This is a genomic window from Nonomuraea sp. NPDC051941 (assembly GCF_044593615.1).
This window is the reverse complement of sequence record NZ_JBIUCF010000008.1, coordinates 33,386-58,850: the sequence shown is the minus strand read 5'-3', so window position 1 is coordinate 58,850 and position 25,465 is coordinate 33,386. Positions and strand designations below refer to the sequence as shown.

The following is a 25,465-nucleotide window of genomic DNA, read 5'->3' as shown; positions in this document are numbered from 1 at the left end:
CCTTCTATGGGGCCACTCCTCGATGGTCAGAGCCCGCGCCGTGGCAGACAACCGCCATCCGGCGGCGATTCCGCTCCTCAGTCCCGCCGTTCGGCGAGGACGTCGAGGACGCGCTCCGCGAGGGGCGCGGCGCTGGCCGGGTTCTGGCCGGTGGCGAGCCTGCCGTCCACGACGACCTGAGCCTGCCAGTTGGCGCCCGGCTCGTGCTCGGCGCCACGCTCCACCAGTTTGTCAGCCAGCAGGAACGGCACCACGTCGGCCACGCCGCGCAGCCGCTCCTCCTCGTTGGTGAAGGCCGCCACCCGCTTGCCCGCCACCAGGTACGAGCCGTCGGAGAGGGTCAGGTTCACCAGCGCGGACGGGCCGTGGCAGACCGCCGCGACCACGCCACCCCGCTCGTACACCTCGCGCCCGACGCGGATGACGTCCGGGTCGTCGGGGAAGTCCCACATGGTGCCGTGGCCTCCGGCGTAGAGCACGGCGTCGTAACGGGAGGCGTCGACGTCCGCGAGGCGGTCGGTGTCGCGCTCCCCGATCGCGGCGAGGAAGGCCACCTGGGTCTGGTCGCCGGCGTCGAACCCGTCCTGGGGCGGCTGCCCGCCCCGCACGCTGGCGACGTCCACCTCGTAGCCGGCCTTGCGGAAGATCTCCCAGGGATGGGCCGCCTCCGGCACGTAGTATCCGGTCCGCTCGACGCCGCCGAGGTCGTCATGGCTGGTCAGGGCGATGAGAATGCGCTTGTTCATGCCTCACATCGTCGCCCCGGCCCGCTATAAGTAACAAATAACGAAATAGCGCCGTAGGTATCAGAATAGTGATATGTCGCCAATCTCGCTCGACCTGCTGCGGACGTTCCTCGCGGTGCACAGGACCGGCTCCATCACGGCCGCCGCGCAGACCCTCGGCCTGTCGCAGCCGGCCGTGACGGCGCAGGTCAAGACGCTGGAGTCGGTGCTGGACCGGCCGCTGTTCGACCGGCTGCCGCGCGGGGTGGCGCCCACGCCGGCCGCCGACGAGCTGGCCCGCCGGGTGGCCCCCTCGCTGGACGCCCTGGACGGGGTGGTGGAGTCGGAGCTGCCCTCGGACGCGGCCGTGCATCTGGGCGGGCCCGCCGAGTTCCTGTGCGAGGAGGTGATGCCGATGCTCGCCCCGCTGGTGCGCTCCGGGCTGCGGCTCCGCACGACGCTCGGGCTGTCCGACGACCTCCTGGCGGACCTCGCGGCCGGGCGCCTGGACCTGGTGATCTCCACGATCCGGCCCCGGGTGCGCGGCGTGCAGGCGGACCCCCTCTACGACGAGGAGTTCCTGCTGGTCGCCGCCCCGTCCCTGGGGCTCGCCGGGGTGGGGCCGAGGGAGCTGGCGGCGGTGCCGCTGGTGGCCTACGCCGAGGACCTGCCCATCGTGCGCCGCTACTGGCGCTCCGTGTTCGGCAGGCGGCCCGCGATGGCGGCGCAGGTCGTCATCCCCGACCTGCGCGGCGTGCTCAGCGCCGTCAGGGCCGGGATGGGCGTCTCCGTGCTGCCCGCCTACCTGTGCCGCCGCGACCTGGCGGCGGGCACGCTCGTCACGCTCGCCGAGCCCGACGAGGCCCCGATCAACACCGGCTACCTGGCCGTCCGCTCGGGCGCGCTGGCCAAACCCGCGGTGGCCAGGGTACGCGCGCACCTCATCGAGGCGTTCCGCAGCGCTCCCACGTACTAGGCGGACCCTGCTAGGCGGACCACGAGGCGAGCAGCCGCAGCGACTCCTCGTTGGCGCCGCCCGGCTCGGGGTGGAGCAGGCTGAGCCGCTGCCCCGACCCGCCCGGCAGGTCGAACGTCTCGTAACGCAGCGCCAGCTCTCCCACCACCGGATGCGTGAAGCGCTTGACCCCGTTGGTGCGCTCCTTGACGACGCGGCCGGCCCAGAGGGTGCGGAACCGGTGGCTGTGCACCGACAGCTCGCCGATCAGGGCGGTCAGGGCCGGGTCGTCGGCGTGGCGGCCGGTGGCCAGGCGGAGCTGCCCGACTGTCGCCCGGAGCACCTCCTCGCGGTCGGCGTACAGGTCGGGCTCGGCGAGGAAGTTGTACCTGGCCAGGTTGGCGCCGGGACGGCAGAGGCCGGGGAAGAGCGCGTCGGCCAGCCGGTTCCAGGCGAGCAGGTCGAGGCGGTGGTCGAAGATCATGGCCGGGATGTCCGTCATCCGGTCGATGAGCTCCACCAGCTCCCGCCGCACCCCGCCGGACGGCCGCGGCCTGCGGGGACGCGGCGCGGCCAGGTCGAACAGGTGCGTCCGCTCGGCCTCGCTCAGGTCCAGCGCCCTGGCCAGCGAGTCCATCACGGACGCGGACGGCTGGGCGGTACGCCCCTGTTCGAGGCGTACGAGATATTCGACGCTGATGCCCGCCAGCTCGGCCAGCTCCTCGCGGCGCAGCCCGCGCACCCGCCTGCGCGGCCCGCTCGCCAGGCCCACGTCCTCGGGCGTGACCTCGTTCCTGCGGGCCTGGAGAAATGCCCCGAGTTCCCGGTTCATGGGTACAAGTCTGCCCGTGGATGGCCCTGCCGGGACACGCCGAACCTGCCACTCCGAGTACCTGGATAGCCGGAATCACGGCGGGCATGCTGACCTCATGTGCCATTCCACCGACAGCAGGCCACCCGCACCGCCGATCCAGGGCGAGGTGGCCTCTCACGAGCAGATAGAGCTGACGGCCGCCGACGGCAACCGGCTGCTCGCCTACCGGGCCGAGCCCGCCGAGCCGAACGGCCGCAGCGTGGTGATCCTGCCCGACGTGCGCGGGCTGCACCCGTACTACCGCGACCTCGCGGTGCGCTTCGCCGAGGCGGGCTTCCGCACGATCGCGATCGACTACTTCGGCCGCACGGCGGGTCTCGGCGAGCGGGACGACGACTTCGACTTCATGAAGCACGTCGGGCAGCTCAAGGCCGAGCACGTCAGGGCCGACGCCAGGGCTGCCACCGAGCAGCTCGACGGCCCGGTGTTCACGGTCGGCTTCTGCATGGGCGGCGCCCACTCGTGGCGGCAGGCGTACGAGGGGAACGGCCTGGCGGGCGGCATCGGCTTCTACGGCGCGCTGCGCGCCATCGAGGAGCCGGCGACCGGGCCCGGCGCGCCCCTCCTGATGCTGCTCGCGGGCGCGGACACGGCGACCACGCCCGAGCAGTTCGAGACGTTCGAGGCGGCACTCGACCGGGTGGGCACGGAGCACGAGAAGGTCGTCTACGAGGGCGCGCCGCACTCGTACTTCGACCGCACGTACGCCGAGTGGGGGGACGAGTGCCAGGACTCCTGGCGCCGCATCCTGTCGTTCACCGAGCGCCACTCAGCCTAGGTAGGCGGCCCTGACGACCGGATCCTCCCGGATCTCGCCCGGCGCGCCGGCGGCGATCACCTTGCCGAGGTCCAGCACGACGATCCGGTCGCAGGTGTCCATGACGAAGCCCATGTCGTGCTCGACCAGCAGCACGGTCGTGTCCAGGGCCTTGACGACCTCTCCCAGGCGTGCGGTCTGGGAGGCGTCCAGGCCCGAGGTTGGCTCGTCCAGCAGCAGGAGGCGGGGCCGGTCGGCCAGGGCCCTGGCCAGCTCGACGAGCCGGCGCTGCCCGACGGGGAGCGCGGCGGCGTACGCGTCGCGCAGCGGGGTGAGCCCGCACAGCTCCAGCACCTCGGCCACGCGCTCGCCGCGTTCCCGCTCCAGCCGCCGGCGGGCGGGCCAACCCACCAGGTCGGCGGCGAGCCCGCCACCGCCGCCGTGCCAGTCGAGCGCGGCCAGCACGTTGCCGGCCACGGTGAGCCGGCCGAAGACCTGGGTCCGCTGGAACGTGCGCCGCACCCCGGCCCTGGCCCGCCTGACCGGGGACACCCCGGTCAGGTCCCGGCCCGCCACGCTGACGCGGCCCTCGCTCGGCCGGCGCAGCCCCGACACCACGTCGAACAGCGTCGTCTTCCCGGCCCCGTTCGGCCCGATCACGCCGCACACCTGACCCGCCGCGACCTCGAACGACACCTGGTCCAGCGCCCTCACCCCGCCGAACGCCACCGACACGCCCTCCACGGCCAGCATGTTCACCGCACCCCCAGGTAGGCGGCGGTCAGCCGCTCGCTGTCCACTTCCGAACGCGGCCCCGCCCACGTGACGCGCCCCAGCCGCATAAACGCCACCCGGTCGGCGAGGGCCAGCGCCTCCGTGGCCTTCTCCTCGACCAGCAGCAGCGCCACGCCGCGAGAACGCAGCTCGGCGAACACGTCGAACACCTGCCGCACCATCATCGGCGCCAGCCCCAGCGACGGCTCGTCGGCGATGAGCACCCGTGGCGGCCGCACCAGCGCGGGCGCGAGCGTGAGCAGTTGCTGCTCGCCGCCGGACAGGGCGCCGGCGAGCACGGTACGGCGCTCGGCGAGCTGCGGCAGGCGCTCGTAGACGGGACCCGGATCGGGCAGCCAGGTCCGCAGGTTCTCCTCCACCGTGAGCCCGGGGAACACGCCCCGGCCCTCGGGCGCGAGCAGGATGCCCGCACGGGCCCTGCGGTGCGCGGGCCAGGCGGTGACGTCCTCGCCGTCCAGCAGGATCCGGCCGCTGGTGACGGCCAGGTCGCCGGCGGCCACCGCGCAGGCCGTGGACTTGCCCGCCCCGTTGGCCCCGAGCAGCGCGACCACCTCGCCGGGCCGGACGGCCAGGTCCACGCCGCGCAGCACCGTGCTGTCCGCGTAACCGGCGACCACGCCCTCCAGCCTGAACAGCGGCCCTTCCACCCGCACGGGCGGCGGCGCCGGGACAGGCTCCGCCGGGGTGCGGCGGCGGTGGCGGAGCTCGGCGAGCTGGGTGAGCACCCCGTCGGGGTGCTTGGCCAGGATCACGCCGCCGGCTCCGAACAGGATGGCCCCGACGTGCGCGGACACGCCCCAGGTGGCGAGCAGTTCGGGCACGGCCACCGCGATCAGGCCGCCGAGCACCGCGCCGCCGACGCGGCGCACGCCCTGGAGCACGACCACGGCCAGCCACACGAACCCGGAGAACGCCGGCAGGTCGGTGGCGGTGATCGAGCCCTTGGAGACGGCGAACAGCACCCCGCCCAGCCCGGCGATCGCCGACGCCAGCGCGAACAACATGATCTTGGTACGGGGCGCCGACAGCCCGGACGTCGTCGCGGCGGCGGGGGCCGACCTGACCGCGAGGATCGCCCGCCCGGACGCCGACCTTTCGAGGTTCCGTACGAGCAGGGCGACCGCCCCGATCAGCACGAGCAGCACCACCACCCGCACCCGGGGATCCGAGGTGTCCGCGAAGCCGAGCCCCAGCGCGGGCACCGGCCACCCGATGGTCCCGTTGCTGAACGCGTCCACCTGGAACAGCACCTGGTCGGCCAGCAGCGCCATGGCCAGCGTGGCCAGCGTCAGCACCCGCCCGCCCAGCCGCAGCGCGGGCAGCGCCACCAGCATCCCCACGGCGGCGGCCGCCAGTACGCCCAGCACGATCGCCACGAAGAACGGCAGCCCGGACGAGAACGCCCATCCGCAGGTCAGCGCCGCCATCGAGGCGAAGGCGGCCTGGGCCAGGTTGACCATGCCGCCGATCCCGGTCACCACCACGAACGAGCAGAAGATCAACGCCAGCACCAGCCCCTGCGCGGCCACGCCCACGTAGTACTCGGACGCGAGGAAGGTGAACCCGAGCAGCGCGGCCAGGGCGATCGCCCACGGCATCCTGCGGCGCCACGGCGGCAGCCCCGCCAGGTGGTCGGGCGGGGGCGCGTCCTCGGCCGCGCTGCCCGCGACCCGCTCGCGCGACCTGTTCAGCAGGACGAGCCCGGCGAACAGCAGGATCACCGGCACGGCCGTGCGCAGCCCGGTGACCTCTTCGAGGAAGTCGGTGTATCCGGCGACCAGGTTCTGGACCACGCCGAGCGCGAGCCCGGCCGCGAACGTCCACGGGATCGAGCGCAGCCGCCCGAACACCGCCGCCGTCGCCGAGGCGAACAGCAGCACCGTGTACGCCGTCGCGTCCAGCCCCAGCACGGACACGGCCAGCACCCCGGCGAGCCCGGCGAGTCCCGAGCCGAGCATCCAGGCCAGCGCCGAGGTGGCGTCCGCGTCGATGCCCCGGAGCGTGGCCAGGCGGCGCCGGTCCACGGCGGCCCGCATGCGCAGCCCGTACGGGGAGTGCCGCATGAACGCCCACAGCCCGGCCGCCGCCACCGCCGAGAAGCCGAACGTGATGAGCTGGTCGCTGTCCAGCCGGGCCCCGAGCACCTCGAAGGAGAGCGCCGGATGCGGGCCGACGCCGCGCGGCAGCGAGGTCGCGTCCGCGCTCGGCAGCCCGGCCAGGTCCACGACCAGCAGGCCCAGCGCGGGCAGCGCGATCGTCAGGCCGATCGTGGCGACGATCTGCGCGGTCTCGCCCGCCTGCGCGAGCCCGCCGAACATGGTCCTGTGCAGCACGTATCCGAGCGCGGGCGCGAACAGCGCCACCGACACCAGGGCCGACAGCCACGCGGGCAGCCCGGCCGCCTGGTTGAGCTCGTAGAACAGCAGGGCGGACAGGAATCCGACGGCGCCGTGGGCGAAGTTGAACACCCCGGTCGCCGCGTACGACAGCGTCAGGCCCGACCCCATGACGGCGAAGATCGCCCCGGTGACCAGGCCGCTGAGCACGTATCCCAGGATCATTTGAGCGGCACGTTGTCGAAGCACTTCATGCTCTTGGCCACCTGGAAGGCGCCTTTCTCCAGTTTGACGAGCGCGCCGCAGCCGTTCGGCTCGCTGTGGTCCTTGGGGTACTGGATCCTGCCGAACCCGGCGTTCTCGTAGAGGTAGTCGCCGTTGCCGACGGCCAGGAACTTCTCGCGGGTGAGGTCCTTGCCGGCCTTGCCGAGCATGTCGAGGAAGATGTCGGCGGCCCAGTAGCCGATCGCCATGTGCTGGGTGGGCACGGCGCCCGGCGCGACCTTCTCGACGTCCTGCTTGAACCGGGCGATCTCGGGGGCGGTGGACTCGAACGGCTCGAACATCGGCGCCGCGATCACGCCCTCCAGGGCCTGCGCGCTGGCCTGGTCCTTGAGGATGGCGGCGTCGTAGCTGGTCGCGTCGGTGAGCACGCCCGTGTAGCCGGCCCGCTTGAGCGCCGAGTACAGGCCGACGTTGAACTTGGTGCCCGCGATCACGGAGACCACGACGTCGGGGGCCTTGCCGCCGTTCGAGGTCATGATCTTGTTGACGTACGGGAGCCAGTCAGGGGGTGGCGCGGCGGCCGGGAGGCCGGAGTTCACGCCGACCAGCTTGAATCCGGCGGCGGTGAACGACTGGGAGATGGTGGTGCCGCCGTACTTGCTGCCGCTGGAGTCGGAGGTCTGGACGTACACGCTCTTGCCCTCGGCGCCGCCGAGCAGGTCGGCCAGTTGCCTGCCCCACCACGTCTGGGAGCCCGCCCCCTGCTTGGGCGCCAGGCAGCCGTTGTAGCCGAAGCCGGTCTTCGTGCCGCACCACTGCGGGCCCGTCGCCCAGCCGAACCAGGGCACGCCCTGCTGCTCCAGGAAGGCGGCGCCGCCGAAGTTCGGGGCGTGCACGGGGACGAGGGCGAAGACCTGGTCCTTCTGCACGAGCTTCTTGGCGGCCGCGTCGCCCTTGGCCGCGTCCTGGCCGTCGTCCTCCGCCCCGATGAACTCGATCTTCCGCCCGTTCACGCCGCCCTCGGCGTTGGCCCGCTCGAACCTGGCCTTCGCCCCGATCTCGGCGTCCTTGGTCGAGTAGCCGCTGGCGCTCGTCTTGGTCAGCACGCCGCCGACCTTGACCGTCGTGTCGGTCACGCCGGGCGCCGCCGAGCCGACCGGGCTCTTCTGCTGGGCCGCGCACCCGGAGACGAGCAGTGTTGTTACCGTGAGTGCCGCCGCGACCCGCCGTACCATCCTGGCCTCCCGCGATTTGGCCTAGCGCTCGCTTGGTTTTGCGCCGAGCGTAAATTCGCCCAGGAAGGGTGTCAACCGGGGGTGACCGAGCAACCGCTTGCTCGCAATCGCGAGACCGGGTTACCGTGTGGCGCATGCTGATGCGCGCGGCCGTCCTGACCGGCTTCCACGCCCCCATGGAGATCCGCGAGGTGGAGATCGCCGATCCGGGCCCGGGCGAGGTCCGCGTGCGGATCAAGGCGTCGGGCGTGTGCGGCTCCGACCTCAAGGCCATCGACGGCAAGAGCCCGGTGGTCGGCAAACTGCCGTTCATCCTCGGGCACGAGAGCGCCGGAGTGGTGGAGAGCGTCGGCGCGGGCGTCACCGGCGTCCGGCCCGGCGACCACGTCATCATCTCGATGAACGGCCCCTGCGGGCGGTGCCGCCACTGCGGGGCGGGCCGGTTCCACCTGTGCTCGGGCCCCGCCAGGCTGCAGACGATCATGGGTGGCGCGCCCAGGATCACCCTGGACGGGCAGGAGACGCGCCGGTTCATCGGCATCGGCTCGTTCGCCGAGTACGCGGTCGTCGCCGAGGCCATGTGCGTGAAAATCGCGAAAAACGCGCCCCTGGATGCCATGTGCCTGCTGGCCTGCGGGGTCGTCACCGGTGTCGGCGCGGTCATGAACGTCGCCGAGGTCCCGCCCGGCGCCGGCGTCCTCGTCGTCGGCTGCGGCGGCGTCGGCCTCAACGTCATCCAGGGCGCGGTGCTCGCGGGCGCCACCACGATCATCGCCGCCGACGTGGCCGAGCAGAAGCTCAAGCTGGCCGAGCGCTTCGGCGCCACCCACACCCTCGTGGCCGACGACCTGCCACGACAGGTGGACGAGCTGGTGAAGGGCGGCGTCGACTACGCCTTCGACGCGACGGGCGCACCCGGCGTCCTGTCCAAGGCCTTCGCCGCGACCCGGTCCGGCGGCACCACGGTCATGGTCGGCAGCCCGCCCCAGGGCCAGGCCGTGGAGGTGGACCCCGGGCTGCTGTTCGCCTCCCGCCGCCTCATGGGCACCCAGGGCGGCGACGCCGCGCCCCACCGCGACCTGCCCATGCTGGCCGAGCAGTACCTGCGGGGCCGCCTCGACCTCGACGGCCTCATCTCCGAACGCCTGCCGCTCGACCGGATCAACGACGCCGTGGCGCACGTACGGGAGGGCTCGGTGGCGCGTACCGTCATCACCTTCTGAAATACGAACACCCGGCGTCACCGCACTCTTACCCTGTGTGTCATGACGGAGAGAAGACTCAGGGTGCGCGTCCGGCGGGCCGCCATGGCCACGGTCCTGACGGCCCTGGCCATGACCGGCCCGGAGCCCGCCGGCGCCAAGGGCGTGTACGACTTCGGCACCGACGGCGTGGTCATCTGGAGCGACCCGCGAAGGGACGCCGTCCTCGTCGGCTTCGGCTACCCGGGCCAGGGCTTCGAGTCGGACCGGTCGGAGGAGCACGGCTTCTTCCAGTGCGACGACTACTTCGACAGCATCCTGTGGCACCACGGCCGCAACACGGCCACCGGCATCGTCGGCTGGGTCCCCGCCTGCAACCTCGCCGACGCCGACTAGACCCCCAGCTTGACCGGCTCGGGCCGCTCGGGCGCGGGCCGCTCCTTCTCCTCGTGACCCTCCACCGAGAGGTTCGGCAGCAGGCGGTCCAGCCAGCGCGGGCACCACCAGTTGAGCCGCCCGAGCAGGACCATCGTCGCCGGCACCAGGAACCCCCTGATGATCGTGGCGTCCACCGCGATGGCCACCGCCAGCCCCACCCCGAACGTCTTCACCATCGGGTCCGGGTACGCGATGAACGCCACGAACACGGCCACCATGATCAGCGCCGCCGACGTGATGACCCGGCCCGTCGAGCCGAGCCCCTCCGCCACCGCCCGCGCGTTCACCACCCGCGCGTTCACCGCCCGCGCGTTGTCCCCGTGCCGCAGGTACGCCTGCCGCACCGCCGTCAGCAGGAACACCTCGTAGTCCATCGACAGCCCGAACAGCACCGCGAACAGCATCAGCGGCACGAAGCTCTCGATCGGCACCGAGAAGAAGACCGTCTCCAGGTACGAGGAGCTGGCCGGGGCGTCCATGCCCACGAGGCGGCTGCCCAGGCCGATCGAGAACACCAGAGCGAGCGCGCCGAAGGCGGCGCCGAGCGAGATCAGGTTCATCACCGCGGCCTTCACCGCGACGACGGGCGCGCGGAAGGCGAACAGCAGGAGCAGGGCGCTCAACAGCACCACCACGCCGATGACCAGCGGGGTGCGCTCGGACATCCGGGTGCCCGCGTCGGTCATGGCCGCCACCTTGCCGCCGACGTGCACGCTCACCCCGGGCGGCGCGATGGCCCTGATGTCCTTGACCACGTCGGACGCCCGCGGGTCGCTGGGCTTGTACTCGGTGACGACCTGGAGCAGGACCGAGCGGCCCGAGGAGTTGACCTTGGGGGTGGCCACGTGCGCGACGCCATCGACGTCGCCGACCTCGCGGGCGAGCTGGTCGACGACCGGGTCCTTCTGGCCGGCCACCTTGGCGGGCAGTTCGGCGACCACGAGCAGCGGACCGTTGATCCCGTCGCCGAAGCCGGCGGCCATCAGCTCGTAGGCCCGCCTGGGCTCCGAGCCCTTGGCGCCGTACCCGTCGTCGAGCGGCCCGAGCTTCAAGGCCAGCGCCGGCGCGGCCAGCAGGCCCAGCGCCAGCACGCTGCCGAACAACGCCTGCCACGGCCGGCGCGCCACCCAGGACCCCAGGCCGGCCCATCCGGACCCGGACGAACCGCCGCCGCGCAGGAACGGCACCTTGAGCGCGTTGATCCGGTGGCCGAGCACCCCGAGCAGGGCGGGGACGAGGGTGACCGAGGTCAGCACGGCGGTGACGACCGAGATGCCGGTGACCCAGCCGAGCGTCGCCAGCAGCGGGAACCCGCCCAGCATGAGCGCGCTCAGCGCGATGATCACCGTGCCACCCGCGAACACCACGGCCCCGCCCGAACTCGCCACGGTCCGCCGTACGGACTCCACCACCGGCACCCCGTCGGCCAGCAGCCGCCGGTGCCTGGACAGCAGGAACAGCGCGTAGTCGATGCCCACGCCCAGCCCGATCATCGTGGCCATGATGCCCGCCTGCTTGGGCATGTCCAGCACGTGCCCGAGCAGCCCGATCACGCCGAGGCCCGTGGCGACGCTGACCAGGGCCGTGAAGATCGGCACCAGCGCGGCCGCCAGCGTCCCGAACGCGAACACCAGCACCAGCAGCGCGCACACCACGCCGATGATCTCGCTGGGCCCGGTCTTGATGTCCTTGTCGGCGGGGGTGGAGCTGTCGGCTGCCACCACCTCGATCCCGGCGGCCCGCGCCGGGTCGGCCGCCTTCGACAGCGCCCGCGTGTTCTCGGCGACCTTGGTGCCGTCGTGGCCCTGCAGGCGGATGGCGATGAGCCCGACCTGCAGGCTGGCGGAGATGCCACCGCGCCTGAACGGGGTGTCCACCCCGACGACGTGCGGCATCGTGCGCAGGCTCGCCAGGACGTCTTCGACGGCCTTCTTGCGCGACTTCTCGACGAGCGGCCCGCCCGCGGAGTAGAGGACGAGTTGCACCGTCCCGCCGGTGTCGTACCCCGGCCCGAAGCCGGTCTTCATCAGGTCGTGCGCCCGCTGCGCGTCGGTGCCGGGAATCGTCGCGTCGTTGCTGACCGGGCTGCCGAGCACGAGGCTCCCGCCCATCAGCGCGGCCGCCACGACCACCCATAACGCCAGCACCAACCGCCCGTGCCGCGCGCACCAGCCGCCCAGCCGCCCAAGAAACCGCGTCATCGCCCAAGTCCCTCTCGACGGCCGTCCTGTACGGTCGTACAGGACTACGATAAAGCAGGAAATATCCGGAGGGGATGCATCGCATGGAAATGAGATGATGACCACACCCGACGACACCCGGACCCGGATCCTGGCCGCGGCCAGAGAGCTGTTCGCCGAGCGCGGTTACGCGGGCACCTCGCTGGCCGACATCGCCGCGGCCGTGGGCCTGACCAAGACCGCCGTCGCCTACCACTTCCACCCGAAGGATCGCCTGGCCTCCGAGTTACTCGCCCCGGCGGGGGACGACATGCTGGCGCTGCTCGGGACCGACTTCCCGGACAGGGAGGCGTTCGTCGACGCGCTGGTGACCTTCGCGGTGCGCTACCGCTCGGTGATCCGCCTGTTCATGGAGGACCTGGCCGCCGAGGACCCCGGCGCGCCGGAGTCGGAGCGCGCGACGGTCAGGACGTTCAGGGACGAGATCTTCGGCAGGCTCGTGGGCGACGACCCCGACCCGGAGACCAGGCTGAAGAGCTGGGCCCTGCTCGGCGCGCTGCAGTGGGGCGCGGTCAGGACCATGGACCTGCCGGAGGAGCGGGTCCGCGAGGTGCTGCTGGAGGCCTGCCGGGCTTTCTAGAGACCCAGCACCTCCCGTTCGACGTGGTCGAGCGCAAGGCGTACGGCGCCCAGCGCCACACCCTCGTCCCCGAACGTGGAGGCCACCACCTCCGGCACGCTCACGCACAGCTCGGCCAGGTGCCGGCGGAGCGGTTCGAGCAGCACGTCGCCGGCCTGCGAGTGACCGCCGCCCAGCACCAGCAGGTCGGGGTCGATGGCCAGCGCGAGCGCCGAGGCGCCGATCGCGAGGTTCTCGGCGTAGCGGTCGACCCGCCGCGCCGCGCCGCGGTCGCCCGCCAGAGCTGCCTCGAACACCTCGGCCGCCGACGCGTCCTTGACCAGCTCGCGGGCCGCGTCCTCCCAGCCGACCTGGCGCAGCGTGCCAATCTCGCCGGCGGCGCCGCTGCGCCCCGGGTGCAGCCGCCCGCCGATGAGGATGCCCGCGCCCGCCCGGTGGCCGATGAGCACGTACACGACGTCGGAGGCGTGCTGCGCGCTGCCGCGCCAGTGCTCGGCGAGCGCGGCGAGGTTGGCGTCGTTGGCGGCCAGCGCCGTGCAGCCGAACCAGCGCCCGGCCAGCTCCGCCAGGTCCACGCCCGTCCAGCCGGGCAGCGTGATCGACAGGGTCACCCGGCCGGTGCGGTCCACGATGCCCGGGGTGCCCGCCGCGACCGCCCACACCCGCGTGCGCGCGACGCCCGCGCCGTCCACGCACGTCAGCGCCGTACGCCGGGCCGCCTCCAGCCGCTCGTGGGCCGCGGCGTCGCCGGAGACGTCGGCCCGCTCCCAGGCGATCACCTCGCCGTTGAGATCGGCCAGCGCGGCCACGATCCCGTCGCCCCCGACCTCCACGCCCACCACGTAGCCGGCGTCCGCGCGGAACCCGAACCGCCGCGCGGGCCGCCCCATCACGCCCTCGTCGGGCGGCACCTCCCTGACGTAACCGCGCTCGCCCAGCTCGTCGAGCACCGCCTCCACCGTCTGCCTGGACAGCCCGGTGATGCGGCCGAGCCGGGTCAGCGTGGCCACGCCCTCGCGGCGCAGGGCCCTGAGCGTGATCTGGGTGTTCACCTTGCGCAGCAGGGACGCGTCACCTGGGCGAAGCTCGGTCAACTTATGAGACCCTTCGTCATAATTCCCCTGTGACTCCCCATTGACGAGCACCAGCCAGGATTCTAGCATCGGCCGACATACGTGAACTGGTTACATATGTGGAGGCGAAATGGTCACACTCGCCATCGTCGGCGCGGGTTAGCGGGGTTCCTCCTATGCCCGCCACGCCGTCGGGAGCGGCCGGGCGCGGGTGGTCGCGGTGGCCGATCCGCTGGAGGCCCGCCGCGCCAGGTTCCCGGAGGCCGAGGCGTACGCGGACTGGCGCGAGCTGGCCGCGCTCCCCCGCCAGGCGGACGCGGTGATCATCGCGACCCAGGACAGGGACCATGTCGAGCCCGCGGTGCGCTTCGCCGAGCTGGGCTACGACATCCTGCTGGAGAAGCCGATGGCGGTCTCCGAGGACGACTGCCGGCGCATCGTCGCGGCCGCCGGACGGTCCGACGCCGTCTTCGCCGTCTGCCATGTGCTGCGGTACACGCCGTACACGCGGGCGCTGAAGGCGCTGCTGGACGAGGGCAGGATCGGCGAGATCGTCAGCATCCAGCACCTGGAGCCGGTCGGGTGGTGGCACCAGGCGCACTCGTACGTGCGGGGCAACTGGCGCCGCTCCGACGAGTCCACGTTCATGCTGCTGGCCAAGTCGAGCCACGACCTCGACTGGCTGGTGCACCTCACCGGCAGGCAGGTCACGCGCGTGTCGTCGTTCGGCGGGCTCAAGCACTTCCGCCCGGAAAACCGCCCGGAGGGCGCCGCCGACCGCTGCCTGGACTGCGCGGTCGAGGCGACGTGCCCGTACTCGGCCAAGCGCATCTACCTGCCGCTGGCCGGGCGCGCGGTGTGGCCGGTCTCGGTGCTCACCGACGACGTCTCCGAGGCCGGCGTGCTGGCGGCGCTGCGGACGGGCCCGTACGGCAGGTGCGTGTACGCCTGCGACAATGACGTGGTCGACCACCAGGTCGTGAACATGGAGTTCGAGGGCGGCACGACCGCGTCGTTCACCATGACCGCCTTCACCCCCTCCCTGCACCGGCAGACCCGGATCTTCGGCACCCGGGGCTGGATCGAGGGCGACGGCGACCGCCTGACCGTCTTCGACTTCGTCACCGGCCGCGAGGAGACCGTCGACACCCGCCCCACCGGGGACGCGACGGCTCGGGGCGGCCACGGGGGCGGTGACGAGGCGCTGGTCGACGCGTTCCTGACAGCGGTCGCCACCCGGGATCGCTCCTCGATCCTCTCCTCGCCGGGCGAGAGCCTGCACAGCCATCTCATCGCCTGGGCCGCCGAGAGGTCGCGGCTGCACGGCCAGACCGTCACCGTTCCTGAGGACTGAGCGTGAGTCGTCACTCGTCCGAGGTCGGGCCGGTGGTGGGGGTCTCCCCGGGCTCACCCGGGTCCGGGCCCGACTGGCCGGCCAGGCCGAAGGCGATCTCGATCGCGCTGCCCGGCCTGGCGCAGGTGCCGGGCTGGAGGCTCTGGTCGAGGACCGTGCCCACCCGCGACTCGTCGTCCACGACCTGGCCCTTCGTCCGCACCGTGAACCCGGCCGCGACCAGCGCCGCCCGCCCGTCCTCCAGCGCCTGGCCGACGACCGACGGGACCGCGGCGCCGTTGCGCGCGACCGTGAGCGCCACCGGGGTGCCGCCCGTGACGCGCCCGCCCGCCTTGGGCTGCGTGGAGAGCACCTGCCCGTCCGGCCGGTCGATGCAGGAGCGGGTGACGGCGCCCACCGCCAGGCCCGCGTCGGTGAGTGCGCTCTCCGCGGCCTTGCGCTGCAGGCCCGTGACCGCGGGCACGGGCACCCCGGCCGACACCTCCAGCGAGACCTTGCTGCCCCTGGTCACCAGCATGCCCGGGGCGGGCTGTGCGCTGAGGACCTGGCCGATCCGCTTCGGCGAGTCGAGCTGGGTGACGGTGCCGAGCACCAGCCCGGCCTGTTTGATCGCCTTCGTGGCCGCGCCCTTGTCCATACCCGCCAGGGCCGGGACAGGGACCGCGGCGGGGCGCACCGCCGACGGCGGCGGCGTCGTGGGCCCGCGCGCATCCAGCGTCCCCGTGGTCTTGAGCGGGACCTTCTGCGCGGTCGTCCTGTCCGCCGGAGGCCGGGACTTCACCGGATCCGACTGCGGGGGGACCGACGGGCCGGCCCCCTGCGGCGACTGGGGCCGCTCGGCCGTGTTCGCCGTGGGTATGTGGGCGGTGAGCAGCACGGCGGCCGTCACCAGCAGGGCCGCGCAGACCGCGATCGCGGCCCTGGGCCAGGCGACCCTGGACGACCCCGCCGGTGATGGATCGTTCCCCGGCCCGGAGCCCGCGGGTAACGACGCGGGCGCGGACACGCTCCCTTCCGTGGGCGTGAACGCGCCGGTCTCTTCCGTGGGCGCGGACGCGCCGGCGCGGGAGTCGGGCAGCAGGTAGCCGCCGGCCACCCCCGTGGCCTCCGGCTCGGCCATCGGCTCCCGCTCCGACGAGCGCTGCTCGGGCACCAGCGGCGGCACCCGCAGGATGTGGGCCGGCGGCGAGCTCAGCACCTCCGACGGCACCTCCGACTCCCCCAGCAGCTCGAACAGCAGGTCCCTGCTGGTGGGCCGGTTGCGCGCGTCCTTGTCCAGGCACGCCTCCACGAGGGCCCGCAGCCGCCCGTCCAGGCGTCCCAGCTCGGGCGGCGCGGTCAGGATGCGGTGCAGCACCGGCGCGACCGAGTCCTGCCCGAACGGCGCCGTGGCGTTGGCCGCGAAGCACATCGTCGCGCCCCACGAGAACACGTCCGCGGCCCCCGTGACGGCCGACGCCGTGATCTGCTCAGGCGCCATGTAGGCGGGCGTGCCCACCCCGCGCCCGCTCACCGTGGCCGCCGCGTCCAGCGCCTTGGCCAGGCCGAAGTCGATGACGCGCGGCCCGTCGGAGCCGAGCAGCACGTTCTGCGGTTTGAAGTCGCGGTGCACGATCCCGGCCCGGTGGATGGCCGTGAGCGCGGTCACCGTGCTGACCGCCAGCCGCTCCAGCGCCCCGCCCCGCCGCGGCCCGGTGAGCGCGACCTCCCTGTGCAGCGACGGCCCGTCGACATATTCGCTGACGATGTACGGACGCCCCTCGTCGAACCCGGCGTCGATCACCTGGGCGGTGCAGAACCTCGCCACGTGCTTGGCCAGCTCGACCTCCCGCAGGAACGCCGCCCGCTCGTCACCCACGGGTCCGTGCAGCAGCTTGACCGCGTAGGTCTCCCCGCTCCTCCAGCCCAGGAAGACCGCGCCTTGACCACCTTCACCCAGTCGCCCGGACAGCTCGTACTGTCCGAGTCGCTGCGGGTCCCCCGTTCTGAGCGGCTGCGCCGTCGGCACGGGCGTCTCCCCTCGCCGCCACCCTCGCCTGCTTTCTACTGAAAGCAACGGGCCGCCCCGAGTCAACTGTGGTCAGGGCATCGCCGCCTGACCGTGACACAGCTGGTCAGGATGCGCGGGTGACCGTGCCCGAATAGGTCACCTCGTCCTTACCTTCGCGCGTCACCTTGATGTCCATCTGGTTCGACGCCGACGTCGGGATCATCCGCAATGTCCCCGGATAGCATTCGTCGCCCGTGACCCGGTCGAGGGTGAAGACCATGCCGCTCCCGTGCCGCAGGAGCCGTCCCGAGCAGTGCAGGTCCGATCCCCACAGCATGGCCCCGCCGTCGTTGTCGGGGCCCAGACGCAGCTCGACGGGGAAGACCCGCTGGGCGGTGAAGTGCTCGGCCGAGCCCGTCCACGTCCCGACCAGCCCCGGCTCCTGGGCGCCGCGCAGCCAGAACACGAACCCGGCCACCGCCATGGCCACGCCCGCCGCGGCCACGCCCACCTGCCAGGCTTTCACCCGCCTGCGGGGCGGGGGCTCGGGAGCGGTGTCGCGGCTGACGGCGGGGAAGCTCGTGGTGGGGTCAGGGTCGTGGATGCGCCCCGGCTCGCCGCTGGGCGGCGCGGTCTCCATCACCAGCCGGAGCCCGGCGGTGCTCAGCTCGCGATCGGCGAACGTCCTGCCGGACCCGGTGACGGGCGAGACACCGGACGGGCCGACGGCGGCCTGCGCGCCCGAGGACAGCACGTCGCCGCCCCCTGCCTCCTGTCCCAGCAGCCGCCGCAGCACCTCCTCCGCGTCCGGCCGCTCCCCCGGCTCCGGCGCCAGGCAGGCCGCCACGATCTCCCGCAGCCGCCCGGTCAGCGGCCCGAGGTCCGCCTTCCCGTACAGGATCCTGGCCAGGACCTCCTGGTAGGTGTCCGCCGTGTACGCGTGCCGCCCCGTCGCCGTGTACGCGACCGTCAGCCCCCACGCCCACAGGTCGGCGGGCGGCCCGGCGGGCTCGCCCTTGATGCGCTCGGGCGACAGGTACGCCGGAGTGCCGACCGGCATCGCGTTGGTGGTGGCCGCCGTGTCCATGAGCCGGGACACCCCGAAGTCGATCACCCTCGGCCCGTCGAGCCCGAGCAGCACGTTGCCCGGCTTGAAGTCCCGGTGGACCACCCCGGCCCGGTGGATGGCCCCGAGCGCGGTGGCGGTGCCGATGGCCAGGCGTTCGAGCGACCCGCCCAGGCGCGGCCCCTTGGCGACCACATGCTCCAGGAGCGAGGGGCCCTCGACGTACTCGCTGACCAGGTAGGGCCGGTCGCCCTCGAGATCGGCGTCGATCAGCTGCGCCGTGCAGAACGCGGCCACCCTGCGGACCGCCTCGACCTCTCCCAGGAACCTGCGCCGCACGTCGGGGTCGCCCGACAGGCTCGCGTGCAGCAGCTTGATCGCGACCTGGGCGCCCTGCTCGGAGTGGCCGAGGTAGACGACGCCCTGCCCGCCCTGGCCGAGCCTGCGCGACAGGCGGTACGATCCCAGCTGTCGCGGATCATCGGCTCGGAGTTCGGACATATTTCCTGATTATGCCGGGCAATCGATCAGTTGCGCATAATCATCGAGGATCGGCAGCACCGTATCCGCAGGCGCGCTGGGCAAGGTGGCCACCGCCTCCTCGATGCCGAGCCCGGCGAAATAGTCGAGCTTCTCCTCCGTCGGCAGCGTCCCGAACGGGATCACCTTGGCCATCGGCCGCCCGGCCTTCTCGCACGCCTCGCGGAGCATCGGCAGCGCCGACCTGATCCCCTTGCCGCCGATCGGCATCCAGCCCTCGGCGTACTCGGCGACGTGGGCGAACAGCTTCGGCCCCGCCGCGCCGCCCACGTACACCGGCGGCTCCTGGACCGGCTTGGGCCAGGACCAGGACGGCTCGAACCCGTCGAACGAGGCCACCTCATCCCGCCACAGCGCCCGCATGGCGAGCATGTTCCGCCTGGCCACCTCGCGGCGGCGCGCGTACGGGACGCCGTGGTTCTCGATCTCCTCGACGTTCCAGCCGAAGCCGACCCCGACCACGACGCGCCCGCCCGAGAGGTGGTCGAGCGTGGCGATGGCCTTCGCGGTCACGATGGGGTCGCGCTGGGCGGCGAGCAGGATGCCGGTGCCGACGCGCAGCCGGCGCGTCGCGGCGGCGGCGAAGGACAGGGCGACGAGCGGGTCGAGCGTGCGCTTGTACTCCTCGGGCAGGACGTCCTGCCCCGCCGCGGGAGGGGTGCGGCGCGAGACCGGGATGTGGGTGTGCTCGGGCACGTAGAGGGAGTCGAAGCCGCGCTCCTCCGCTGCTCGGGCGAGGTCCTGGACCGGCATGGCCAGATCCGTGGTGAACATCGTGACCCCGAGTCTCATGGGACCTCCTCCTAGTTAACCAAGCGATTGCTCGGTTAAGATTTCCAGAGTACCTTGCAGAAGACCATTCCGCGGAAAGAGGTCCCCGGTGAAGTTTTCTATCTTCCTGAATCCGCAGATTCCCGGCTCCGGGTACGCGGCCGAGGAGAACGCCAAGGCCAAACGCCCGATCGGGCGCGACACGGAGTCGTACCAGAAGCTGCTGCACGAGGTGCGGGAGATAGCCGTGCACGCCGATCAGCTCGGGTTCGACGCGCTCATGATGACCGAGCACCATTTCCACTCCGAAGGCATGGAGTTCTCGGTCAACCCGCTGATGTTCCTCACCGACCTCGCCGCAAGGACCGAGCGGATCCTGCTCGCGCCGCTCGGCCTGGTGCTGCCCGCCTGGGACCCGATCAGAGCCGCCGAGGACGTGGCGCTGCTCGACCAGTTCTCCAAGGGACGGCTGCGGCTCGGCGTGGCGCGCGGCTACCAGAACCGGTGGATGAACGTGCTGGGCCAGCGCTGGCACGCCGCCGCCGCGCGCTCCGACGGGTCGGCCTCCGACACGCGGAACTTCGACGTCTTCGGCGAGGTGCTGAAGATCATGAAGATGGCGTGGACGCAGGAGACGCTGCGCTACAAGTCGGACGTGCTGGACTACCAGGTGCCGTATCCGTTCGAGGGCATCGAGGGATGGCCCGCGCTGGAGTGGACCCAGACGTTCGGCGCGCCGGGCGAGCTCTCCGAGGACGGCAAGGTGCAGGCCGTCTCGGTCTGCCCCAGGCCGTACCAGAACCCGCACCCCGAGCTGTGGCAGCCGTTCACGATCTCGGACCGGTCGGTCATCAGGGCCGCCCAGGAGGACATCCTGCCGTGGATGTTCACCCCCAATCCCGACGACCACGCCGCCAAGGCCAAGCTCTACCAGGAGGAGTCGGCCAAGCAGGGCCGCCAGTACAAGCTGGGCGAGCACACCGGCATCCTCAAGATCGTCGGCATCGCGGACACCACCGAGGAGGCCATCAACACCTTCGGCCGCAGCATCCCCAAGGACTTCGCCGCCTTCTTCGGCCCGTTCGGCTACCTGGAGGTGCTGCGCAAGAAGGAGGACGAGAAGCACAAGCCCATCTCCCCCGAGAAGGGCGACGCCAAGCGGATGAACGACGTGGAGATGGCGCTGTTCGGCACGCCGGACGACGTCAAGCGCGGGATCCAGCGGATGCTCGACCGCATGCCCGACCTGGAGTGGTTCGGGCTCTACATGCAGGGACAGCAGGGCGTGCTGCCGCTGGACACGGTCAAGCGGAACCTGGAGCTGTTCGCCACCAAGGTCATCCCGGAGTTCCAATGAAATTCTGGCTGGGGGCCTCGTTCGTCGACACCGACCAGTTCCTGGAGCTGGCGCGGGCGGCCGAGCGGTGCGGGTTCGACACGCTCACACTGTCGGACCACCTGTTCTACGCCGACTTCGCCTCGCCGTACCCGTACTCGCGCTCGGGCCGGCCGCGCTGGGACGCGCGTACGCACTGGCCGGACGTGTGGGTGACGATCGGCGCCATGGCGGCGGTGACCACGACCCTGCGTTTCTCCCCGAACGTCTACATCGCGCCCGCCCGCGACCTGTTCACCGTGGCCAAGCAGGTGTCCACGGCGGCGGTGCTGTCGAGGGACCGCGTGACGTTCGGGGTCGGGGTGGGCTGGTGCAAGGAGGAGTTCGTCGGCACCGGGCAGGACTTCCACACGCGGGGACGGCGGCTGGACGCGATGCTCCCGACGCTGCGCTCGCTCTGGGCCGGCGAGACGGTCGCCCTGGACGGCCTGCCCGAGCTGTCGATCTCGCCCACCCCCGACCGGCCGATCCCCGTCTACGTGGGCGGCGACAGCGACGCGGCCCTGCGCCGGGCCGCCCGGCTGGGTGACGGCTGGATCGGGAACCGGATCTACACGGAGGAGCAGTTCGACGTGGTGCTGGCCACGCTCCGCGGCCACCTCGACGAGAGCGGCCGGAGCGAGCCCCTCGACATCATCGCGCCGCTCGCGGTGATGCCGGACGCCGACACCTACCGCCGCTTCGCCGCCAAGGGCGTCACCGGGACCATGGCGGCGCCGTGGTGGCTGGCCACCCCGGAGGAGAAGGCCAGGTACGGCGAAGGAACGCTGGAACTCAAGATCGCCACCATGGAGCGCTTCGCCGAGGAGGTCATCGCCAAGCTCTGACGTCACCGAGGCCGCAGGCCCAGCTCCTCCAGGGCCTCGGCCAGGCCCTTCGGCGACTCCGTCACCGCGCCGATGCGGGCCAGGGCGGCCAGGCCGAGATAGCCGCCGTACGCGGTCAGCGCCCGCCGGGCCGCCTCGTCCGGCGGCTGGCCGACCTCCTCCAGGACGGCTCGCATGAACGCCAGCCGCCGCTCGCTCACCCGCCGCACCACCGCACCCACGGCCGGGTCGTCGGCCTCGCTGATCAGCCGGAACGAGACGGCGGCGTCACGCCCGTCGCCGAAGGCCCACTCCAGCAGCGTCCGCATGCGCTCGGCCGGATCGGGCACCGGCTCCAGCCGGGCGATGATCTCCTCGGTGCCGGCCTCCCACCGCCGCAGCGCCGCCTCGACCAGCGCCTGGCGGTTGGGGAAGTGCCAGTAGAAGCTGCCCTTCGAGACGCCGAGCCGCACCGCCACCGGCTCCACGGCCACGGCGGCCAGCCCACCCTCCGCCAGGGCCTCCAGCGCGGCCCGCGCCCAGTCGTCCGCGTTCAACCGACCCACTCTCCCATCCTTCCATACGCCACCGTATAGTCAGACCATACGCATCCGTATGGAAAGAGGTGGCCCCCATGCCCACGCTCACGGACCGGTTCATCCCGCGGCCCGACGCCTCCGAGCGGCACTCCATCGTGATCAACGCCTCCCGCGAGCGCGTCTGGGCCGCCGTCGCGGACCCGGGCTCGTTCGACCTGCGGGCCGTCGTGGCCGTCCGCAACCTGGCCGCGCGCCTCAGCGGCGGCCGGCCGCACCGGAGCGCGCCCCGCTTCACGCCGCTCGGCGAGGACCCGGGGCACGAGCTGGTCATGGGGCTCATCGGGCAGTGGTGGCGCCTCGGGCACGCCGAGAAGAGCGGCACGATCTCCGGCGCCGCCGACTTCCACGCGTTCGACCGTCCCGGCTACGCCAAGGGCACGCTGACCTTCCGGCTGGACGAGGCGGGCGAGGGGCGGATCAGGCTCGTCACGGAGACCCGCGTGGTGGCCACGAGCGAGGACGCGCGGCGCGCGTTCCTGCGGTACTGGATGGTGATCCGGCTGGGCAGCGGCCTGATCCGCCGCGTCATGCTCGCCACCTTCCGCGCCCGCGCCACCCGGCCTCTCTAGGCGCCCGGCCCCTCCTCGGCGAGGTTCTCCAGGATCCGCCGCAGCATGTCGGTGACCTGCGCGACCTCCTCCGGCGAGAACCCCGCGAACACCTGGTGGCTGATCCTCCCGAAGATCGGCGGCAGGCTGGGCACCAGCGCCCGCCCCTCGTCCGTCAGCTCGATGACGATCGAGCGCCGGTCCTCGGGATGCCGCTCCCGCCGCAGCAGCCCCTTGGCCTCCAGCCGGTCGAGCAGCCTGGTCATCCCGGCCGTGTCCGTGCCGAGCCGTCGTTTCAGCAGGCTGGGCGTGCCGCCGCCGCGCGAGGCGTGCAGCAGCAGCGCGGCCTGCTGCGCCGTGAGCCCGAGGGGCGCCAGGCGCCGCTCGGTCTCGGTGTTCAGCTCCCTGCCCACCTGCACGAGCAGCGACCCTCCCCCCAGCACCAGCTCGAACGTCGACTGCGGCGCACGGTTCTCGTTCATCTCCCGAGAATACCCCGCATGGACATTTACTGTCGCGACAGTTACAGTCGCGACATGACCGACACACACGTCTTGATCGTGGGAGGTGGTATCGCCGGATCGTGCCTTGCCCAGGGCCTGCGCCGGACGGGCCTCGCCGTCACCCTCTTCGAACGCGACCCCTCGGCCGCCCACCGCCCCCAGGGCTACCGCATCAGCCTCAAGGACACCGGCGCGCGGGCGCTGCGGGCCTGCCTGCCGGACCACCTGTTCGACCTGGCCGTGGCGACCTCCATCCGCCCGGCCACCCGCATGATCTTCATGGACGCCGGCCTGCGGCCCAAGTTCGCCAAGGACATCCCCGAGCAGCGGCCGGGCGTCGACGGGCTGGGCGTCAACCGGCTCACGCTCCGCGAGATCCTCCTGGCCGAGCCGGCGGGCGAGGTCCGGTTCGGCATGGACTACCAGCGGTACGAACGGCTCGACGGCGGCCGCGTGCGCGCCCACTTCGCGGGCGGCCACCAGGTGGACGGCGACCTGCTCGTGGGTGCGGAGGGCGTGGGCTCGCGGGTGCGGGCGCAGCTCCTGCCCGGCACCGTGGTGGACGACCTCGGCTGGACGCTGTACGGCCGCACGTGGATCACGCCCGAACTGGTGGCCGCCACGCCGCCCGAGCTGATCGACTCCTTCAACCGGATCACCGCCCCCGACGGCACGGCCATCGCCGTCGCCACCTGCCGCCCGCTCACCCCCGTGCCCGAGGCCGTGGCCCGCCACGCTCCCGGCACGCACCTGACGGACGTCCCCGGCTACTTCTCATGGACGATGACCGTGTCCGGCCCCCGGCCCGACGGCGTTTCCCCGGCCGGGCTGCACCGGCTGGCCATGGACACGACGCGGGACTGGCACGAGGGCGTGCGGCGCATCGTGCGCGAGGCCGACCCGGAGGCGACATTTGCGCTGCAGCTCCATTCGGCACGGCGGGTGGAGCCCTGGGCCGAGCCCGCGGTCACGCTGGTCGGCGACGCCGTGCACAGCATGGGCCCCGGCCGGGGCGAGGGCGCCAACGTGGGCCTGCGGGACGCCCACCTGCTGAGCGAGCTGCTCGCGGCGGCCGCGGCCGAGGGGCAGCCCCTCGCCGGCGCCAAGGCCGCGTACGAGCGCCGCATGCTCGACTACGCCTTCACCGCCGTCGACGCCTCCCGCGACCACCCCTTCGCCCCCTTCCGCCGCCCGGCCGGCTGACCGGTCCCGTCGCGCGCCGTCCCGGGAGAAGGAGGGCCCGGATGGGCGATAGCCTTCGTCCTGTGCTGGAAAGGATCTCAGCCACCCGTTACGTGACCCCGTTGCGTGAGGGTGGTTCGCTGCCCGGCGTCGTCGAGGCCGACGACCTGGGCACGTACGTGGTGAAGTTTCGCGAGGCGGGCCAGGGGCGGCGGGTGCTCGTCGCCGAGATCGTCGCGGCCGAGCTGGGCCGCAGGCTGGGGCTCAGGACCCCCGATCTCAAGCTCATCGACCTCGACCCGCAGATCGGCATCCGGGAGCCGGACGAAGAGGTGCAGGACCTGCTCAAGGCCAGCACCGGCCTCAACCTGGCGGTCGACTTCCTGCCGGGCGCGCTGGGGTTCGAGCCGCTGGCGTGGGCGGCGGACCCGGTGTTCGCGGCCAGGGTGGCGTGGTTCGACGGACTCATCCACAACATCGACCGCAGCTGGCGCAACCCCAACATGCTGGTCTGGCACCGCGAGACCTGGCTGATCGACCACGGCGCGGCGCTCTGGTTCCACCACAACTGGCGCACGGCCGACCCTCAGCGGAAGTTCGACGCGGGCGACCACGTGCTCGCGCCCTTCGCCGGTGACGTCGAGGCCGCGGGCGACCGGCTGGCCGCGCGGATCACGCGGGAGCTGCTGGTGAGCGTGACCGCGATGGTGCCCGACGAGTGGCTGGACGGCGAGCCGGGGTTCGACGGCCCGGAGGCGGTGCGCGAGGCGTACGTCGATCATCTGATGGAGCGGGCGCACGGGCCGCGCGAGTGGCTCGTGCGCGGCGAGGCGAAGGCGCCGCACGGCGGCCCGGGGTCGGTGGGCGAGTTCTGGCGGGGAGGAAGCCGGTGACCAGGGACGTCTACGAGTACGCGGTGATCCGCGTCATGCCCAAGGTCGAGCGCGGCGAGCTGATCAACGCGGGCGTGCTCCTCTACTGCCAGCCGCGCGGCTACCTGTGCGCGCGGGTCGAGCTCGACGCCGCCCGGCTGCGCGCCCTCGACCCGAACGCCGACCTCGACGAGGTACGCCGTGCGCTCAGCGCGTACGAGCTGGCCTGCGGCGAGCGGCCGGGACCGCTGGCCGAGGAGTCGCTCGGCGGCAGGTTCCGCTGGCTGACCGCGCCGCGCAGCACGATCATCCAGACCGGGCCCGTGCACGCGGGCCTCACCGCCGACCCCGACACCGAGCTGGCCAGGCTGTTCGACAAACTCGTCCGTATCTAGAACTCATC

General features: G+C 72.5%; 24 protein-coding genes and 1 pseudogene. 13 read left to right on the top strand and 12 right to left on the bottom strand.

Going from position 1 to position 25,465, the window contains the following annotated elements; all coding sequences use genetic code 11:
- Positions 1–77: 77 nt before the first annotated feature.
- A complete protein-coding gene (locus tag ACIHFD_RS16025) occupies positions 78–746 on the bottom strand; it encodes a type 1 glutamine amidotransferase domain-containing protein (protein ID WP_355210735.1) in 669 nt (222 codons plus the stop codon).
- 73 nt (positions 747–819) lie between these two features.
- On the opposite strand from ACIHFD_RS16025, the gene ACIHFD_RS16020 reads away from it, so the two are divergent.
- Positions 820–1,701, top strand: a complete 882-nt coding sequence (locus ACIHFD_RS16020; RefSeq protein WP_397367515.1) for a LysR family transcriptional regulator — start codon at positions 820–822, stop codon at positions 1,699–1,701.
- 10 nt (positions 1,702–1,711) lie between these two features.
- Here ACIHFD_RS16020 and ACIHFD_RS16015 read toward each other — a convergent pair whose 3' ends face one another.
- Complete coding sequence (locus ACIHFD_RS16015; protein ID WP_350724444.1) at positions 1,712–2,512, bottom strand: helix-turn-helix transcriptional regulator; 801 nt, start codon at positions 2,510–2,512, stop codon at positions 1,712–1,714.
- Positions 2,513–2,609: 97 nt separating this feature from the next.
- On the opposite strand from ACIHFD_RS16015, the gene ACIHFD_RS16010 reads away from it, so the two are divergent.
- On the top strand, positions 2,610–3,332 hold the full coding sequence (locus ACIHFD_RS16010) for a dienelactone hydrolase family protein (RefSeq protein WP_397367514.1): 723 nt from the start codon (positions 2,610–2,612) through the stop codon (positions 3,330–3,332).
- Here the strand turns inward: ACIHFD_RS16010 and ACIHFD_RS16005 are convergent.
- The 3 genes from ACIHFD_RS16005 to ACIHFD_RS15995 are packed head-to-tail and all read right to left on the bottom strand — an operon-like array spanning position 3,324 to position 7,803.
- On the bottom strand, positions 3,324–4,064 hold the full coding sequence (locus ACIHFD_RS16005; protein WP_364240448.1) for an ABC transporter ATP-binding protein: 741 nt from the start codon (positions 4,062–4,064) through the stop codon (positions 3,324–3,326). The genes ACIHFD_RS16010 and ACIHFD_RS16005 overlap by 9 nt on opposite strands.
- A 2-nt stretch (positions 4,065–4,066) precedes the next feature.
- A complete protein-coding gene (locus tag ACIHFD_RS16000; RefSeq protein WP_397367513.1) occupies positions 4,067–6,667 on the bottom strand; it encodes an ATP-binding cassette domain-containing protein in 2,601 nt (866 codons plus the stop codon).
- The gene (locus ACIHFD_RS15995; RefSeq protein WP_397367512.1) at positions 6,664–7,803 is read right to left on the bottom strand and encodes an ABC transporter substrate-binding protein; all 1,140 of its coding nucleotides are present in this window, start codon (positions 7,801–7,803) and stop codon (positions 6,664–6,666) included. The genes ACIHFD_RS16000 and ACIHFD_RS15995 overlap by 4 nt, the downstream gene beginning before the upstream one ends.
- 233 nt (positions 7,804–8,036) lie before the next feature.
- Between ACIHFD_RS15995 and ACIHFD_RS15990 the strand changes: the two genes are divergently transcribed.
- Complete coding sequence (locus tag ACIHFD_RS15990) at positions 8,037–9,125, top strand: alcohol dehydrogenase catalytic domain-containing protein (protein ID WP_397367511.1); 1,089 nt, start codon at positions 8,037–8,039, stop codon at positions 9,123–9,125.
- A 42-nt stretch (positions 9,126–9,167) separates the two neighbouring features.
- Complete coding sequence (locus ACIHFD_RS15985; protein WP_397367510.1) at positions 9,168–9,500, top strand: hypothetical protein; 333 nt, start codon at positions 9,168–9,170, stop codon at positions 9,498–9,500.
- Here ACIHFD_RS15985 and ACIHFD_RS15980 read toward each other — a convergent pair.
- On the bottom strand, positions 9,497–11,743 hold the full coding sequence (locus tag ACIHFD_RS15980; RefSeq protein ID WP_397367509.1) for an MMPL family transporter: 2,247 nt from the start codon (positions 11,741–11,743) through the stop codon (positions 9,497–9,499). The two genes, ACIHFD_RS15985 and ACIHFD_RS15980, sit on opposite strands and share 4 nt — an antisense overlap.
- Positions 11,744–11,837: 94 nt before the next feature.
- Here ACIHFD_RS15980 and ACIHFD_RS15975 point away from each other — a divergent pair, with 94 nt between their 5' ends.
- Positions 11,838–12,362, top strand: coding sequence for a TetR/AcrR family transcriptional regulator (locus ACIHFD_RS15975; protein ID WP_397367508.1), 525 nt, complete (start codon positions 11,838–11,840; stop codon positions 12,360–12,362).
- Here the strand turns inward: ACIHFD_RS15975 and ACIHFD_RS15970 are convergent.
- Positions 12,359–13,456 carry an ROK family transcriptional regulator gene (locus ACIHFD_RS15970; RefSeq protein WP_397367507.1) on the bottom strand — a complete coding sequence of 366 codons (1,098 nt, stop codon included), beginning with the start codon at positions 13,454–13,456 and terminating at the stop codon, positions 12,359–12,361. The two genes, ACIHFD_RS15975 and ACIHFD_RS15970, sit on opposite strands and share 4 nt — an antisense overlap.
- Positions 13,457–13,643: 187 nt before the next feature.
- Here ACIHFD_RS15970 and ACIHFD_RS15965 point away from each other — a divergent pair.
- Together ACIHFD_RS15965 and ACIHFD_RS15960 are read left to right on the top strand one after the other, a co-directional pair.
- A pseudogene (locus ACIHFD_RS15965) lies at positions 13,644–13,901 on the top strand (Gfo/Idh/MocA family oxidoreductase); the annotation flags it as partial.
- Positions 13,902–13,919: 18 nt separating this feature from the next.
- Positions 13,920–14,789 (top strand): Gfo/Idh/MocA family oxidoreductase, encoded by an 870-nt coding sequence (locus ACIHFD_RS15960; RefSeq protein ID WP_397367677.1) that lies wholly within the window; start codon positions 13,920–13,922, stop codon positions 14,787–14,789.
- 10 nt (positions 14,790–14,799) lie between these two features.
- On the opposite strand, the gene ACIHFD_RS15955 is transcribed toward ACIHFD_RS15960, so the two are convergent.
- The 3 genes from ACIHFD_RS15955 to ACIHFD_RS15945 form a co-directional block, all read right to left on the bottom strand.
- Complete coding sequence (locus ACIHFD_RS15955) at positions 14,800–16,797, bottom strand: PASTA domain-containing protein (RefSeq protein ID WP_397367506.1); 1,998 nt, start codon at positions 16,795–16,797, stop codon at positions 14,800–14,802.
- A 106-nt stretch (positions 16,798–16,903) separates the two neighbouring features.
- A complete protein-coding gene (locus ACIHFD_RS15950; protein WP_397367505.1) occupies positions 16,904–18,346 on the bottom strand; it encodes a serine/threonine-protein kinase in 1,443 nt (480 codons plus the stop codon).
- 9 nt (positions 18,347–18,355) lie between these two features.
- Positions 18,356–19,177, bottom strand: coding sequence for a TIGR03619 family F420-dependent LLM class oxidoreductase (locus ACIHFD_RS15945; protein WP_397367504.1), 822 nt, complete (start codon positions 19,175–19,177; stop codon positions 18,356–18,358).
- Positions 19,178–19,265: 88 nt separating this feature from the next.
- Here ACIHFD_RS15945 and ACIHFD_RS15940 point away from each other — a divergent pair, with 88 nt between their 5' ends.
- Positions 19,266–20,513 carry an LLM class flavin-dependent oxidoreductase gene (locus ACIHFD_RS15940; protein WP_397367503.1) on the top strand — a complete coding sequence of 416 codons (1,248 nt, stop codon included), beginning with the start codon at positions 19,266–19,268 and terminating at the stop codon, positions 20,511–20,513.
- Positions 20,510–21,379 (top strand): TIGR03619 family F420-dependent LLM class oxidoreductase, encoded by an 870-nt coding sequence (locus ACIHFD_RS15935; RefSeq protein WP_350724416.1) that lies wholly within the window; start codon positions 20,510–20,512, stop codon positions 21,377–21,379. Before ACIHFD_RS15940 ends, ACIHFD_RS15935 begins: the two co-directional genes overlap by 4 nt.
- A 2-nt stretch (positions 21,380–21,381) precedes the next feature.
- Here ACIHFD_RS15935 and ACIHFD_RS15930 read toward each other — a convergent pair whose 3' ends face one another.
- On the bottom strand, positions 21,382–21,924 hold the full coding sequence (locus ACIHFD_RS15930) for a TetR/AcrR family transcriptional regulator (RefSeq protein WP_397367501.1): 543 nt from the start codon (positions 21,922–21,924) through the stop codon (positions 21,382–21,384).
- 68 nt (positions 21,925–21,992) lie between these two features.
- Between ACIHFD_RS15930 and ACIHFD_RS15925 the strand changes: the two genes are divergently transcribed.
- Positions 21,993–22,526, top strand: coding sequence for a hypothetical protein (locus ACIHFD_RS15925; protein WP_397367500.1), 534 nt, complete (start codon positions 21,993–21,995; stop codon positions 22,524–22,526).
- Here ACIHFD_RS15925 and ACIHFD_RS15920 read toward each other — a convergent pair.
- Positions 22,523–22,987: a MarR family transcriptional regulator gene (locus tag ACIHFD_RS15920; protein ID WP_363984841.1), complete on the bottom strand. Its 465-nt coding sequence runs from the start codon at positions 22,985–22,987 to the stop codon at positions 22,523–22,525. The two genes, ACIHFD_RS15925 and ACIHFD_RS15920, sit on opposite strands and share 4 nt — an antisense overlap.
- A 54-nt stretch (positions 22,988–23,041) precedes the next feature.
- Here ACIHFD_RS15920 and ACIHFD_RS15915 point away from each other — a divergent pair, with 54 nt between their 5' ends.
- The 3 genes from ACIHFD_RS15915 to ACIHFD_RS15905 are packed head-to-tail and all read left to right on the top strand — an operon-like array spanning position 23,042 to position 25,457.
- A complete protein-coding gene (locus ACIHFD_RS15915) occupies positions 23,042–24,211 on the top strand; it encodes an FAD-dependent oxidoreductase (protein ID WP_397367499.1) in 1,170 nt (389 codons plus the stop codon).
- A gap of 41 nt (positions 24,212–24,252) precedes the next feature.
- Positions 24,253–25,083, top strand: coding sequence for a HipA family kinase (locus ACIHFD_RS15910; protein WP_397367498.1), 831 nt, complete (start codon positions 24,253–24,255; stop codon positions 25,081–25,083).
- Positions 25,080–25,457 carry a DUF3037 domain-containing protein gene (locus tag ACIHFD_RS15905; protein ID WP_397367497.1) on the top strand — a complete coding sequence of 126 codons (378 nt, stop codon included), beginning with the start codon at positions 25,080–25,082 and terminating at the stop codon, positions 25,455–25,457. The genes ACIHFD_RS15910 and ACIHFD_RS15905 overlap by 4 nt, the downstream gene beginning before the upstream one ends.
- Positions 25,458–25,465: the final 8 nt, after the last annotated feature.

Excerpts from the sequence above, each read along its gene's own strand:
- ACIHFD_RS16025 (WP_355210735.1), bottom strand. The coding sequence starts at position 746 with ATGAACAAGCGCATTCTCATCGCCCTGACCAGCCATGACGACCTCGGC.
- ACIHFD_RS16020 (WP_397367515.1), top strand. The coding sequence starts at position 820 with ATGTCGCCAATCTCGCTCGACCTGCTGCGGACGTTCCTCGCGGTGCAC.
- ACIHFD_RS16015 (WP_350724444.1), bottom strand. The coding sequence starts at position 2,512 with ATGAACCGGGAACTCGGGGCATTTCTCCAGGCCCGCAGGAACGAGGTC.
- ACIHFD_RS16010 (WP_397367514.1), top strand. The coding sequence starts at position 2,610 with ATGTGCCATTCCACCGACAGCAGGCCACCCGCACCGCCGATCCAGGGC.
- ACIHFD_RS16005 (WP_364240448.1), bottom strand. The coding sequence starts at position 4,064 with ATGCTGGCCGTGGAGGGCGTGTCGGTGGCGTTCGGCGGGGTGAGGGCG.
- ACIHFD_RS16000 (WP_397367513.1), bottom strand. The coding sequence starts at position 6,667 with ATGATCCTGGGATACGTGCTCAGCGGCCTGGTCACCGGGGCGATCTTC.
- ACIHFD_RS15990 (WP_397367511.1), top strand. The coding sequence starts at position 8,037 with ATGCTGATGCGCGCGGCCGTCCTGACCGGCTTCCACGCCCCCATGGAG.
- ACIHFD_RS15985 (WP_397367510.1), top strand. The coding sequence starts at position 9,168 with ATGACGGAGAGAAGACTCAGGGTGCGCGTCCGGCGGGCCGCCATGGCC.
- ACIHFD_RS15980 (WP_397367509.1), bottom strand. The coding sequence starts at position 11,743 with ATGACGCGGTTTCTTGGGCGGCTGGGCGGCTGGTGCGCGCGGCACGGG.
- ACIHFD_RS15975 (WP_397367508.1), top strand. The coding sequence starts at position 11,838 with ATGATGACCACACCCGACGACACCCGGACCCGGATCCTGGCCGCGGCC.
- ACIHFD_RS15950 (WP_397367505.1), bottom strand. The coding sequence starts at position 18,346 with ATGTCCGAACTCCGAGCCGATGATCCGCGACAGCTGGGATCGTACCGC.
- ACIHFD_RS15945 (WP_397367504.1), bottom strand. The coding sequence starts at position 19,177 with ATGAGACTCGGGGTCACGATGTTCACCACGGATCTGGCCATGCCGGTC.
- ACIHFD_RS15935 (WP_350724416.1), top strand. The coding sequence starts at position 20,510 with ATGAAATTCTGGCTGGGGGCCTCGTTCGTCGACACCGACCAGTTCCTG.
- ACIHFD_RS15925 (WP_397367500.1), top strand. The coding sequence starts at position 21,993 with ATGCCCACGCTCACGGACCGGTTCATCCCGCGGCCCGACGCCTCCGAG.
- ACIHFD_RS15920 (WP_363984841.1), bottom strand. The coding sequence starts at position 22,987 with ATGAACGAGAACCGTGCGCCGCAGTCGACGTTCGAGCTGGTGCTGGGG.
- ACIHFD_RS15915 (WP_397367499.1), top strand. The coding sequence starts at position 23,042 with ATGACCGACACACACGTCTTGATCGTGGGAGGTGGTATCGCCGGATCG.
- ACIHFD_RS15910 (WP_397367498.1), top strand. The coding sequence starts at position 24,253 with ATGGGCGATAGCCTTCGTCCTGTGCTGGAAAGGATCTCAGCCACCCGT.